This window comes from Caballeronia sp. GAWG1-1, from assembly GCF_023631465.1.
Taxonomy (GTDB): Bacteria; Pseudomonadota; Gammaproteobacteria; order Burkholderiales; family Burkholderiaceae; genus Caballeronia.
Map to the genome: position 1 here is coordinate 1 of NZ_JALQDB010000054.1, position 13,579 is coordinate 13,579.

The 13,579-nt window shown below is 58.9% G+C and carries 11 protein-coding genes and 1 pseudogene; 9 read left to right on the forward strand and 3 right to left on the reverse strand.

The window, feature by feature from the left end; translation table 11 throughout:
* The 8 genes and pseudogenes from NCT03_RS31240 to NCT03_RS31275 all read left to right on the forward strand — a co-directional run.
* Nucleotides 1–240 (forward strand): annotated as a pseudogene (locus tag NCT03_RS31240) (hypothetical protein); the annotation flags it as partial.
* Between the two features lie 177 nt (nucleotides 241–417).
* Nucleotides 418–1,041 (forward strand): LysE family translocator, encoded by a 624-nt coding sequence (locus NCT03_RS31245; protein ID WP_250495265.1) that lies wholly within the window; start codon nucleotides 418–420, stop codon nucleotides 1,039–1,041.
* A gap of 187 nt (nucleotides 1,042–1,228) precedes the next feature.
* Nucleotides 1,229–1,630 (forward strand): thioesterase family protein, encoded by a 402-nt coding sequence (locus NCT03_RS31250; protein ID WP_244831373.1) that lies wholly within the window; start codon nucleotides 1,229–1,231, stop codon nucleotides 1,628–1,630.
* Nucleotides 1,631–1,685: 55 nt separating this feature from the next.
* Entirely contained in the window at nucleotides 1,686–3,035 is a 1,350-nt protein-coding gene (locus tag NCT03_RS31255; protein WP_250495266.1) for a phenylacetate--CoA ligase family protein, read from the forward strand.
* Nucleotides 3,032–3,799: an enoyl-CoA hydratase/isomerase family protein gene (locus tag NCT03_RS31260; protein WP_250495267.1), complete on the forward strand. Its 768-nt coding sequence runs from the start codon at nucleotides 3,032–3,034 to the stop codon at nucleotides 3,797–3,799. Before NCT03_RS31255 ends, NCT03_RS31260 begins: the two co-directional genes overlap by 4 nt.
* Nucleotides 3,796–4,515 carry an HAD family hydrolase gene (locus NCT03_RS31265; RefSeq protein WP_250495268.1) on the forward strand — a complete coding sequence of 240 codons (720 nt, stop codon included), beginning with the start codon at nucleotides 3,796–3,798 and terminating at the stop codon, nucleotides 4,513–4,515. The genes NCT03_RS31260 and NCT03_RS31265 overlap by 4 nt, the downstream gene beginning before the upstream one ends.
* A complete protein-coding gene (locus tag NCT03_RS31270; RefSeq protein ID WP_244831377.1) occupies nucleotides 4,512–5,654 on the forward strand; it encodes a branched-chain amino acid ABC transporter substrate-binding protein in 1,143 nt (380 codons plus the stop codon). The genes NCT03_RS31265 and NCT03_RS31270 overlap by 4 nt, the downstream gene beginning before the upstream one ends.
* 86 nt (nucleotides 5,655–5,740) lie before the next feature.
* Complete coding sequence (locus NCT03_RS31275) at nucleotides 5,741–7,567, forward strand: sigma-54 interaction domain-containing protein (protein WP_250495309.1); 1,827 nt, start codon at nucleotides 5,741–5,743, stop codon at nucleotides 7,565–7,567.
* Here NCT03_RS31275 and NCT03_RS31280 read toward each other — a convergent pair.
* Complete coding sequence (locus tag NCT03_RS31280) at nucleotides 7,564–8,577, reverse strand: FUSC family protein (protein ID WP_250495269.1); 1,014 nt, start codon at nucleotides 8,575–8,577, stop codon at nucleotides 7,564–7,566. The two genes, NCT03_RS31275 and NCT03_RS31280, sit on opposite strands and share 4 nt — an antisense overlap.
* A gap of 813 nt (nucleotides 8,578–9,390) precedes the next feature.
* On the opposite strand from NCT03_RS31280, the gene NCT03_RS31285 reads away from it, so the two are divergent.
* The gene (locus NCT03_RS31285) at nucleotides 9,391–10,719 is read left to right on the forward strand and encodes a hypothetical protein (RefSeq protein ID WP_250495270.1); all 1,329 of its coding nucleotides are present in this window, start codon (nucleotides 9,391–9,393) and stop codon (nucleotides 10,717–10,719) included.
* A 37-nt stretch (nucleotides 10,720–10,756) separates the two neighbouring features.
* On the opposite strand, the gene NCT03_RS31290 is transcribed toward NCT03_RS31285, so the two are convergent.
* Both NCT03_RS31290 and NCT03_RS31295 read right to left on the reverse strand, forming a co-directional pair.
* Nucleotides 10,757–12,025, reverse strand: coding sequence for an O-antigen ligase family protein (locus NCT03_RS31290; RefSeq protein WP_244831380.1), 1,269 nt, complete (start codon nucleotides 12,023–12,025; stop codon nucleotides 10,757–10,759).
* A 29-nt stretch (nucleotides 12,026–12,054) separates the two neighbouring features.
* Complete coding sequence (locus NCT03_RS31295) at nucleotides 12,055–13,500, reverse strand: hypothetical protein (RefSeq protein WP_250495271.1); 1,446 nt, start codon at nucleotides 13,498–13,500, stop codon at nucleotides 12,055–12,057.
* Between the last annotated feature and the right edge of the window lie 79 nt (nucleotides 13,501–13,579).

The window sequence follows — 13,579 nt, forward strand, 5'->3', positions numbered from 1 at the left end:
CGGTGTCTTGGGTTTGCGTGGCATAACGGCTCCATTTCCATAATGGTAGCCTCACACACAAAATTGCTGACAGTCCCTGCCGGCGTGCTCCAAGGCAAACTGGCCGCGCTGGAAACGGCGCATGCGTCGTTGAAAGACGAGCTCAAGTCGATGCGTGATATCGATAAGACGACGCCCAAGCGTGCGACGCGTAAGCCCGCGGTTAAAAAGACCGTCGCGGCACGCAAGAAAGGCGGCTAAAGCCTTCAGTGCGCGTCGTGAGTCAGCTCCCGCCAATCCGATGCCAACGCAAGGAGGGTGTCTGCGCGCATCCGCATGAACAACAATGGCTTCCATCGCAAACGTTTCGGGAGCCAGCATGTCAGCACGCATTCAAGCCTCTTCCGTCGACGCATACGCCACGCGTGGGAGCTAGCCGTGACTACCGCCACCTGGCTTGCCTTCTCCATTGCAACGCTCGCCGCCACGGGCTCCCCGGGCCCCAATGCCATGCTCGTCGTGCGCAATACCGTGCGTTACGGACTGTATGCCGCGCTCTTCACGGTCTCGGGTAACCTGTGTTCGCGCTTCGTCATGGCAAGCGGCGTCATGCTCGGCTTGAGCGCCTTGCTCAACGCATCGCCGTGGCTTGTCATCGGTCTGCGGCTAGCGGGCGCGCTATATCTGATCTGGCTCGGCATACGCGCGATGCGTGGACAGGGCCCACAAGCCGCGGTCACGCATGTGACGCCGCACGTCAGGCAGCCTTGTCTGCGCATCTTTCTTGAGGCCGCTACGGTATCGCTCGTCAATCCGAACACGCTCGGCTTCTTCGCGGCCGCCGTGCCACAGCTAGTCGATCTGCATACGCCGATACTGCCGCAACTCGCCACGCTCATCGCGATCGATACAACCGTGGTGCTCACTGTGATGTCGACTTACGCGTTCGTCACGCATGCCGTGCATCGGCGTATCACGAGCCACAGTCGTCTCATGATGATTCGACGCGGCGGCGGTGCTGCGTTGGTTATCGTCGGACTCACGATGCTGCCGCTTCGTTGATACGCACAATCTCGCATCGAAACCCGTTAAGCAAAGCCGACGACCGTTTCGATTCGCAACGTTAAGAATCTTTACGGTCAGCCCTCTCGATCATTCAGCGATTTGCGGTGAGTCCCGCCAGCCGGGGCTTTCGCATGATTGGCCCAGCCCTTGCATTGATAGCTCCGATAACAAACCGGAGCCGTCCATGATCGAAGCAGGCCGAACCGCCACGCTCACGCATACCGTCTCATCCGCCGATCTCGCCTCTGCTCACGCGCATGAAGCGGATGAGCGCTATCCCGACGTGCTATCCACGCCCGCATTGTTGTCCCTTATCGAGCGCGCCTGCGCGGAACTCATGCGCGACTCCCTGCGCGACGGGCAGCTCTCCGTGGGCGTCACCACGCATCTCAATCATCTCGCACCGACACCACATGGCGCCGATGTCTCCGCCACCGCGACGTTTCGTGCAATCGAAGGCGCGCTGTACTGGTTCGACGTTGTCGCAGCCGATAACGGCGGCCCCGTCGGCAGCGCGAGCCATGCACGGGCCATCGTCGAGAGAAGCGTCATCGAGGCGCGCGCCGCGAAGCGCCGTTCGTCATGAGCGTGCCCGCCATAACGAAGAATTCGCGGCAAAGGCCGCTCAACCGAGGAAAGACATGGACGTGGCTGTGACTGCCCCAACGCATGGCGTGTACTTCGACGAAGCCTTCGAAACGCTGCCGTCAGCCGGCGTGCGTCGTCATCAGGACGCGCTCTGGTCGACGCAATGGACGTATCTGCGTGCGATGTCGGCGTTCTATCGTTCGAAGCTCGCACGCTGGATCGAACGCGACGACATCACGCTCGATTCGCTGCAGGACCTGCCCTTCACGGAGAAGGACGAGTTGCGCGTGAGTCAGGAGGGTGCGTCGCCATTCGGCGATTACGTGGCCTGCGCGGAAAGCGCCATTGCGCGCTTGCATCGCACGTCGGGCACGACCGGGCGCCCTTTGATTCTCGCGAACAGCACACGCGATGCATTGGACATTGCCCGCGTCGGCGCACGCTCGATGTGGGCGGCGGGTCTGCGCCCCGATGATCGCGTGATCCACTGTCTCAACTATTGCATGTGGACCGGCGGCTTCACCGATCACACCATTCTCGAAGCCACTGGCGCGACGGTGGCGCCGTTCGGCGTCGGCAACACGCGGATGTTGATCGACTCCATTCTGAGTCTCGGCATCAACGCGATTTCTTGTACGCCTTCGTATCCGGCGCTTATCGAGCAAGTGTTGCGCGAAACAGGCGGACCTACACCGCGCGAACTCGGCCTGAAGCTCGGACTGTTCGGTGGCGAAGCAGGTCTCGACAACCCCGAGTTACGCGCGACGATGGAAGACAAGTGGGGCTTCAAGGTGCGCAATGCGAACTTCGGCTTATCGGAAGTTCTGAGCATTCTTGGCGGACAGACGGACTGGACCAACGACCTCTTGTTTCATGCGGCGGATGTCGTGTTCGCGGAGATCATCGATCCGGAGACACTCGCGCGTTTGTCCATGGAAGAGGGCGTCACGGGCGAGCTCGTGTGCACGCATTTGCGCAAGCAATGTCAGCCACTCGTGCGTTATCGCACCCGCGACGTGGTGACGGTGACTGCCGTCGATGCCGGCGAGGATGGACGCACGGCATGGCGTTTTCGCGTGACGGGTCGCACCGACGACATGTTCAACGTGCGCGGCATCAACGTCTTTCCGGGTGCCGTCCGGCTCGCTGTGGAAGCGCTGCCGCAATGGGCCTCGGGACAGTTTCGCATCGTGCTCAAGGGCGATGGCCCTTACGACCGCATTGCGATGACTGTGGAAGCGGCGAGCGGTCTCGATATCGCCCGCTGGGGCGATGCCGCGCATCACATCGAGGCGGCCGTACGAAATCGTATAGGCGCGAGCGCAACGGTCACGATGGTGCCATTCGAACATTTTCCGCGTACCGAAGGCAAGACGCGCTGGATCGACAAGGAGCTCGCATGAGCGACGTAACGCTACACATGGAAGGACCGGTTGCCATCGTCACGTTGAATCGACCAGAGCGCATGAACGCAATCGGCGGTGCGTTGCTCGACGATCTACACGACGCGCTGCAAGGCGCGCTCGGCGATGCATCATGCCGCGTCATCGTGCTCACCGGTGCGGGACGCGCGTTTTGCGCGGGCGACGACCTCAAGGAGTTCGACGCCCAAAGCGAAAGCGATGAAAGTATCCGCAGTCATATCGGGCGCATTCAGCGCATCACACGCGATCTGATGTTCGGTGCCAAGCCCGTGGTCGGCGCGGTGCATGGTTATGCCGTCGGCGGCGGCTTCGAGTGGATGCTCAATTGCGACATCGTGGTCGCATCGGACGATCTCGTGTGCTTCTTTCCCGAGATGGAGTGGGGACAATTCGTGACGGGCGGCGTCACGCATCTGCTGCCTCAGGCGATAGGGCATCAACGCGCGATGGAGCTTTGGTTGCTCGGCGAAAGGCAGAGCGCGCAGACGCTGCTATCGATGGGTTTGGTCAATCGCGTGGTTCCGCGCGATGCCGTACTGGAAACCGCGCTCGAACTTGCAGCACGTATCGCACAACGCTCATCGACGTCCGTATCGAAGCTAAAGAAACTGGTGACGAGCGACCTGTCGGGCTTGCTGGCTCGCAGTCTCGAACTCGAGAGTGCCGTCACCATCGAGGCATTCGCGCTGCCGGATGCCGCCGAGCGCGTGAAGGCCTTCGCGAACAGGAAGACGTCGCAATGAGTCCCAAAGCCCTTACGTTCGATTACTTCGGCACGCTCGTCGATGTGGATCAAGGCGGCACGCTCGGCATGGCGGAAGTCCTGCGGCGCATCTCGGTCGAGGCAGACGAACCTGTCTCCCAGATCTATCTCGATTGGGACATCCGCAACGTGCGTCTTTATCGAGGCCAGGCCTACGCGCGCTATCGCGATGTTGCGCAACAAGCACTCGCCGATTGCCTCGATACGCACTGGCCCGGCGCGCGTAAAGGCCATGCGATGGAAACGCTGAACGACGTGTTCCTCTCGCATCTGGTCGAAGCATCGCCGGCACACGCCGATGCTGAGCCGTTCCTCGATTGGGCTGCGGCGCGCTATCCGCTCATGCCGATCACCAACATGGACAGCGATCTATGGCGGCGCACGCGGCTCACACGCTATTTCGAGCATGTGACGACAGCGGAGATGGCGCAGGCCTACAAGCCATCGCAGGCGATCTTTGCGCTCGCGCTCGACCGCCTGGCGGTAAACGCGCACGACGTGCTGCATTGTTCGCTCGCGAGCTGGGCCGATATCGACGGAGCAAAGCCTCTTGGTATGGCGGTGGCCTGGATCAATCGCACGCGAGAGACGCTCGGAACGTGGCAGCCACGTCCCGATTTCGAATTCGACACGCTGTCGCCGGTACGGGACGTTCTTGAAGGTCTGTCATTGACTGCGACTGGAGAAACGATATGAAACGATTCAACTTGGCGATGGCGTTCATGGCATGCGCATTGACAACGGTTGGCGCAACGCGCGCGGCATACGCGCAGGAAGTGATAAAGATCGGTGTGGCAGGGCCGCTCACCGGCAGCGCGGCGCAAAGCGGCAAGGACGATGAGCGCGGTGTACGGCTTGCCATCGACGAACTCAATGCGAAGGCTTTCACAATTGCGGGCAAGCCCGTGCGCTTCGAACTGATCTCGATGGACGACCAGGGCGATCCGAAAGTAGGCGTGAGCGTAGCGCAAAAGCTTGTGGACGATGGCGTATCCGCCGTCATTGGCCATTACAACTCGGGCGTGAGCATTCCCGCCGCGCGCATCTACAACGATGCGCACGTGGTGATGATGACCGGCGCGTCATCGAACCCGCAACTCACGCACCTCGGCTATCCCTATGTCTTCCGGCTCGCGACCAACGACAACGTCATGGGTGGCCGCATGGCGCTTTATTCGGCGAAAGTGTTGAATGCACAACGCGCCGCGGTAATCGATGACCGCACCGCTTATGGCGTTGGCGTCGCCGATGTATTCGTCGACAGCGCAAAGAAGGCGGGCTTGCAGGTCGTCGCGCGTGAATACAGCACGGACAAGGCAACCGACTTCAAGGCCATTCTCACGCAGATCAAGTCGCGTAATCCGCAGGTCGTGTTTTATGGCGGCTACTACGCACAGGCCGCGACGCTTGCGCGGCAAATGGGCGAACTCGGCATCAACGCAACGCTCGTAGGCGGCGACGGTATTTGCTCGCCTGAATTCGACAAGCTATCGGCCGGAGCCGCCGACAAGCGCATGTTCTGCGCGCAAGGCGGCGCGCCGCTCGACTCGTTACCGGACGGCAAGACCTTTCGCACGAAATTCAAGAGTGCGTTCAGCGCCGATGTCGATACCTATGCGCCCGCGTTCTATGCCGCAACGCTCGTCGTCGCGGACGCGATGCAGAAAACGGGATCGTCGAAGCCCGAGGTATACGTCAAAGCGCTGCGCGAGCAGGCGTTCACGAGCATTCTCGGCCCCGTGCGCTTCGATGCAAACGGCGATTGGGTCGATGCGCCGGTCACGGTGTATCAGTTGAACAGCGGCGCGCTCACTGCGATTGCGCAGAAGGATTGACGCGTCCGCTCTGAAAAATCGCAGTGCGGCGGCGGGATTTTGAACTGCTATATTCGATGACGTTGCCCGACCGCTTGCAGGAAGACATGGCCACCGTCGCGCTCGATCCCGATACCGTCACGCTCGAAGGGGCACTCGCCAGCACGAGATGGAAGAGCGCGCGCGTGCTTGCCGCAAACGAAGCACGGGTATGCCTGTTCACGCTGGATCGCGCGGGGCACGTGCTGGAAAGCATCGACGAATTCACGAAAGCGGACGCGGCGACACGCGATACGTTCTTTGCGCATTGTCCGTCCGCGCAGCTTGCCGCGTTGGCGGAAGCGGCCACGTCGATGTCGGATGGACGCTGCGTGATGCTGACGCTCGCGGGACGCGCCGCATCGTTTGCGCAGGCGTTCGCGCTGCGAGTCGAGACGCATGGGCGACGTGTTTTCCTCGTTGCATTGCGTGTGCTTGACGCAAGCGGCAACGGCAAGGGCTCGCCTGCAAGCTTCATCACGCTGCTGGGTGCAACGCTCGACGTGCTTCTCCAAAGCGCCTTCGATCTCGCCGTGTACGACACGCTCGTCGAAGAGCAACGCGCGATCATCGACCATATCGGCGATGGCTTGATGGTGATCGGGCAGCGCCATGTGCTACGCCACGTCAACTCGGTGGCGGGCCGTATTCTTGGCATCGATCCGAAAGCGAGTATCGGCAAGACGCTCAACGAGGTGATCGACTTCGAGCCGATCATTGGCCCGATCTTTCGCACCGGCGTGGGCTATGTGGATCGCGAGTTGATCATCGACTCTCCAGCGCGCCATCTTCATCTACTGGATACGGCTATTCCCATCAAGAACCGCTGCGGGGAAGTGGTGTCTGTCGTCAACACGTTCCGTGAGATGCGTCGTGTGCGGAAGATGGCGGGACGCTATGCGGGCAACCATGCGCGCTTTACCTTCGACAGCGTGATCGGTTCGAGTGCCGCTTTGAAGCGCGCGCTCGATGCGGCGAAGAAGGCGGCGCGCGGCGCGTCCAACGTCCTACTCTCGGGCGAAAGCGGTGTCGGCAAGGAGGTTTTCGCGCAGGCCATTCACAATGCGAGTGTGCGCAGCACGCTGCCGTTCATCGCAATCAATTGCGCGGCGCTTCCTCATGCGCTCATCGAGAGCGAACTCTTCGGACATGCGCCTGGCAGCTTCACGGGCGCGGCGCGAGATGGTCGTCCAGGCAAGTTCGAATCCGCCGATGGCGGCACGGTATTCCTCGACGAGATTTCGGAGTTGCCTATCGACGTGCAGGCGAAACTGCTTCGCGTGTTGCAGGAACGCGAGGTCACGCGTATTGGCGATACACGCGGCATTCCGGTGGACGTTCGCATCGTCTGCGCGAGCAACCGTGATCTTGCGGCCATGGTGCGGGAAAAAACCTTCCGCGAAGACCTGTTTTATCGATGCAACGTAATCGAGATCACGATTGCGCCGTTGCGCGAGCGGCGCGAAGACATCGCGGCAATGACGGCATTCTTCCTCGAACGATACTGCACGCGGATGCACAAGCCGACGCCATCGCTCTCGAAGCATGCGCTGCAACAGCTCGAAGTTCACGCTTGGCCCGGTAACGTGCGCGAGCTGGAAAATCTCGTCGAGAAGATGGTGAATTTGAACGAAGGCGATTGCATTGCGGATGTATCGCCGTTTTTGCGCAGTACGACGAGCGCGCAGCCAGGCAGCGATACGCGCAACGCTTCACGTCAAGAGCCAGTGTCGCTTCAGGAGGCCGAGCGTATTGCGATCGAGAATGCGCTCGAAGCATGTCGCTTCAATGTTACGACCTGCGCGAAGTTGCTGCGCGTATCGAAGCCCGCGCTCTACGCGAAGATGAAGCGGCACGGCATTCGTATCGAGCGGTCGCTTCGACAGCCGTTCTAGAATCTCGTTTCCAAGAGCCACCCTATGTTCCTGAGGTTCGCCTCGATTTGCTCGAGAGCGAATAACAGCGTAGCCAGCGCCTGCAGTTGTTGCGACGACTCATTACGACGTTCGGCGGCCTCTACGAAGCGCGCTTTGACGGATGCGGATGCATCGCCGAGCGGCTTTAGAAAATGCTCGCTGGGTGGAAGCGCGGCGCCGTCGCGCAGGTACGCGGCGAGTTGTTCCAAGTAGCCGCTCGCGCATTCGCCTACTGCGTTGACGCTTTCGCGCAGCAGCTTGCGCTCATCTTCGGGAAGCACCCTGCATTGCGATTCCCCGACACGATCGAGCAGTACCAGCCCATGCCACAAGGTTTCGAACGCTGTCAGCGCCGCACTGAGCGTCGGTCCTGCGCGAAAGCGCGCCTTGACGCGAGCATCGCTACTGACCGCGCGAGCGTCCACGAGATGGCGTAAAAAGCGCTCATGCAAGGCGTCGACGGATGCGCGGTTCTCTACGGCGCTCAAGATCGGCAAGGCATGCAGCAATGCGCGGCAATCGTCGATGAGATCCCCCATGATGCCGAACGCACGCGAGCGCGCCAGTTGCGGCCAGACGCTCACCGACACCACGATGCCGATGGCAGATCCCAACACGATGGCCTCCGCACGCGACATGGCGCCCGCGAAGCCTGCCGAAGGCTCGAGCGCGATTGCGGCAGCGACCACGATGCTGTAATTGGTCGTCGGGAAGGTCGACGACATCAGGCATGTTGCGAGCGTGGCGACGCCTAACCGCAGTATCGCGTCGCCGGCATCCGGGAAGACATGCAGGGTCGCCAGGCCGACAACCGTACCGGCCACCGCGCCAATCATCTGACCGATGCCATGTTTGAGACTGCGGTCGAAATTAGCCTGAAGGGTGAAAAGACTAGAGAAGACGGCCCAAGTCAAGCTCGTCGAGCCCATCAGCTTCATGCACGCATAAGCGAGCGCGCTTGCAATCAGAGACTGGAGACAGATGCGCAATGCATCGAACCGATCAATGCGTCGGTAACGATTCGATAGGGCGGTCACTTAGGGGCGTGAGGGCTTCGATTGAACGAAATGCGGGTTTGCCACACGGAGGAGCGCTTTATTTCTCATGCAGCGCTTGAGCTAAGAAAAAAATAGAAGCGGAAAAAACCGCGTTTATGAAGGCAGATTTTGGCGTACGCACGTTCGTATAAACAGTCGAATCTCGGGTAAATTTTTTGACGCGATGATTCCACGATATGAAAGTTCACGCCTGAGGCCACCGTCCGACATGGCCTTACGCCCAATAAATTCACAAAAGGTAAGATCTACTTAGTAACAATGACATCAAAATAAAAAAGGTACAATTTGCCCTTAAGCGGCGATTGACTAGCGTCATTTGTTCCGCTCAGACTAATTCGAACAGCCCTTTTCTTGCTTTTCTTCCAGAAAGTACCGAACGAGGGTTCACGAGGCGTGTCATTTTAGGTAATATCCTCTTATCGTATGACCTCTAAGGCAAGCGTTTGCGTTCCACAAGGTGCGTATCTGCCATGTCTTCTGCAAATCGCGGAACCACTGTGTCTCTCGGAGTCGTCAGAAGTTCCTTAGTTTTTTGATGCAGCAAGGGTTAGTCATCGCGCAACGGCCGTTATTTCCGCATCGCGCATCGGTGATCACCAACCTTAGAGCTTCCAAGGTCGACACGCTGCCAAATAGCGTAAGTACCTTGGTTCATCCGTTAGCAGTCCTCTTTAAAGGGGGCACGAAGACATCCATCTCTAACCTCAGGGAGTTTTCCGCCCGACTTGGCGGAAGTACGAAACGATGATTAATCGACGGAAATTTCTAGCTAGCATGACCGCGCTGCCCGGAACCTATATGCTGTCCGCTTGTGGTGGCGGAGGTGTGGGCGAACTGCCGGAGTCGTCGGCAAAGGCTTCGGATGACTCCGCCTTGCCGGATTCGACTGCCAAGGCAGCAGCGAACGCGTCAGCGGATGGCACGACCATCCCTAACGGAACGTCGATCATCGATAAGACGGGAGCCGTGTGGACGCTCTCAGGCGGTATGGTCTACAAGAACAAGACCTCTGTGTCGATTGCAAACGTAGTCATGCTCCTTTGGTCGGGCGGCAAGATCTACCAGAAAAACAAAAGCAATCAGTTCTATGTTTGGTCGAACAAGTGGCTCGCATGTAACGACCCGCGCGTCGACGTCGCCGCACCGGCAGGCACCTTCTTCGGCATGAATGGTCACTGGGACTACCGCTACACGCCCGCCGAGACCATCTCTATTCTGAAGGCCTTGGGCTGTACCATGTATCGCCTCGGCAGTAACGGCACCACGCAGCAGAACAACGCCGTAGCCAAAATGGCTTCGGCCATGAATGGGACCGGTATCAAAATCCTCGCGCTCGTTCAGCAAGGTTTGACCGACGCTTCGGGCAATCTGTTCGGTAGCGAGGCAGCGGCTTACGCTACGGCCTACAACACCGGCATGACTGTGGCCGCCGCGCTCAAGCCGCACGGTGTGACTATGTACGAGTGTGGCAACGAACTCACCCGTCGCTCGCAGACCGTGCTGCATTCGAACCGTGCGGGTACCGACGTAGTGGATTTCAACAACGCGAACTGGCCCGTCATGCGCGGCGTCATGCGGGGCCTGATGGCTGGTGTGAAGGCCATTCAGCCGGACGCGAAGTGCGGCATCAACTTCTGTGTGGCGGACATCGGTGCATCGGATGCACTTTGGGACGGCATGCAGCCGGACGGAACGAGCGGGCATCCCAAGGTTCGCTGGGACATTACGACATGGCACAACTACGAGGTGTACGGCGACTTGTTTGACATCGGTTCGGACGGCGCGGGACCTCACTTCGATTTGCCGCAGTACTGCAAGGCACGCTACGGTGTTCCTTTCATGATCACCGAGTGGAACGCGAATCCCGAGCAGACCGATGCTTACCGCGCCACGTTTGTCCAATCGCGCCTGCAGTCGTTCTACAACGCACGCAAGACGCACAACATCCAGTCGACCATGTACTACGTGCTCGATAGCGGCGATCACACCTTTGGCATCATGACCAACGGCGTGCCAATCAACCCGGTGTACTCGAGCTACACCAACTTCGCCCGTGCGCGCTCTGGTGCTTGATTGCCCGCGCTAGTGACCGGAAACACAGTGGTCGAGTTCACTGTGGTTCCGGCCGGACGGCGAGCGCGCTTCTGACCGGCGCTCTCGCCGTGCGCGAGCGAAGAAAGCGCATGGAAAGTCCGCGAGACGACACCACGAGAGACAGCACAAGCGCCAGCGGTAACACGTTGGATGGCGACGTCAAGCGGTGTTCCGTGGCCGCCATGACCATCAGGCAGACCGAAGAAAGCTCCACGAAGCGAAGCGCAACGAAGTCGCGCGAGCCTCTCAAGAGCAACGATTCCTGTGCCTTCCGCTGACACCAACCCGTCAGTCTCCAGTAGAACGACAACATCAACACCAGTCCAACGATCCCGAGTTCCGCGAGGAAGTTGAGGTACGAGTTGTGCGCATGCGAGTCGCTATGATGCGTGGTGATCCGCAGCGGTTGGGCGAACAGGTGAAAGTAATTGATGTATGAGGCTATTCGATCATCGAACGATCCAAAGCCCATTCCGACGATAGGACTCTGCTCGAAGTACGCCAGCGCACGAGGCCATAACCATTCATAGCGGATGTTGAGATTCGCCACTTTCTCGTCGGGATCGCTGATCGCGAACGTGTAGCCCATGTAATTGATGTGCGGTAACGTGTGCCACTGCGCCACCGCTAGCGACGCCAGGATCATCCCTGCGATCATGGTCGCCAGCACCCAGCGTTTGCGACCCAGCACAATGTAAGGCACGATCATCACGATGCCGAGCAACGAGCCGCGGCTGTAAGTCGACCAAAGCATCAAGAAGTTCGCGCCCATGAGCGCAAGCATTGGCTTGCTGGGTTTATGCATGTAGTTTGCAATGCCCAGGCAAAGCAGCATGGCAAGGAAGCCGCCCGCCGCATTTCGTGCGATGAACAAGCTCCCGTAGCTATCGCTCGGATGCTTGAGAATCGAGAGCAGTCCGGCGTGTGCCAGATAATAAGCGTAAAGCGGAGCGTTGACGCAGACCGCGAAGATATAGAAGCGGCGTAGAAGCTTGTTCAGATCGAGGTCGTGCGTGTATAAGAAGCCTGCGAGTATCGGCGCGTAAGAGATGTAAAAGTTGCCATCGCGACGATAGAATTCGAAATCGACGAGAGAAGCGGGATCATAAAATATGGTCGATATCGTCGCGAACGCGGCAAAGGCCACGAGCGGCGTGACGAACGAAGGGTAAGAGCGTCCGAAGAAACGCCATCCGTAAAGAAGGATCGGCAGAAATCCTATCGCGCTTAACGGCACGAAGTTCGTCACTGTCAGCAACAACGCAATCAGCGTTATGTAGACCATGCTGAGTCCCCTTGATTTAATGCTTGAGCTCAGGCCTTACGCCGCAGAACAAGATAGCTGAGATGCTTTTTTTCGCCGGTGCCGAGTGCGGCAGGCGTAGAAAAGCTCACGTTGATCTGACTGCCCTGACGCTTTTCGACCCGAGCCGTCGACACGGCGCCGGTAACCGCATCTACCAGCGATGCATCCAATCCGCCGCTTGCAAGCTTGCCACCATCGCTCAACTGTACGGTCGATTGTCCTGGGGAAGAGCTCACCAGGACGATCAGATCGTTGTCCGAGTACAGCGCCTGAGGACTCTTGTCGTCGCTTGCCGTGACTTGGCCTGTATAGGGCGAAAGCGTGCCGCGAAGCGTCGAGCAGAGAACGATCAATGTGCGGCCGGGGACGTTATAGGTACGTGGCGTGCCACGCTTGGTGAGTCGGAATGGATCGTAGCCGTCCCAGTGATAAATCATCGAGACATATTTGTTCGGATCGTCCCATCCGCGCTTCAGCGCCCATACCGCGAAGGAAAAAAAATACTGAGGCAGGTAATGTGGATCGATCATGTAGCGGTCGCCGATCTCCGTCTGCCAGATGCCTCGAACCGTCCCAGGCTGCACGTAACGCGAGTAAAGGCTGTCCAGATCCTTGACGCTCATGTAGTGAGTGTCGAGATAATCGACATTGTCGATCATGCGAGTCTGGTAAGTGCCGCTGCGATATTCGAGCCACTTCACGTACGAATCCACGCCGCCTTGATCGGGCCAGCCGCCATAAACAACATAGCCTTTGTACTTCCTAATGATGGCCGCCGCCGGAAGATGGATCTTGTCTACATAGTCCTGCATGGCGCTGTCATAGCTGGACGAGAGCTTACGGTCCTTGTTATATCCCGATCCGTGCCAGAAAGTCGCCTGCGGCGATCCCCCCGACAAGCGCCCGGCCGCTTCATTCCAGATCTGGAAATACTTCACGTTGTACGGAGGCGCGCTGTACTTGCTAACGGCCGCTTCGACATATTTCTGCCAATAGCTCACGTCCTTAGGCGCGGATTTCGAATCGCCGTCAACGCTCGCGTTCCACTTCGGCGTATAGCCAAGATAGAGCAGCGTATGCACGCCGTTTTGATTGTTCCTTAAAATGCAGCTCGACAAGTCCACGTCGAAACCCGGACTCGTCTTCGAGACGTTCATTGCGTCGCTTGAAGAATTCGGCTGACCAGGTCCCACCGAGTCGCGGCCCCAAGTCAATCCCATTTCGCGCCACATACAGATGTCGGTAGGCGTCTGAGGAAAACCATTCGAGCCGATGAGGTCTGTAATGCGTCGCGGTCCGGTGCTAAGGGCTGGACAATTGCCTTGCGCTTGTGAATTCAACGCGTGAACGCTTAGCGCCGGCGCTGCGCTAAGGCAGGCCAGTCGCAAAAGCGTGCGTCGCTTTTCAAATAGCTTGGAAAATGCGCTTTCTGGGATCGAAGGATCGTTAGTCAAGGTATTCAGGCAAAGAGACTGTAATGCCGCGGGCAAGCCGCGCAAGGCGGCGACGAATACTAGTCGCCAAGGCGGCTAG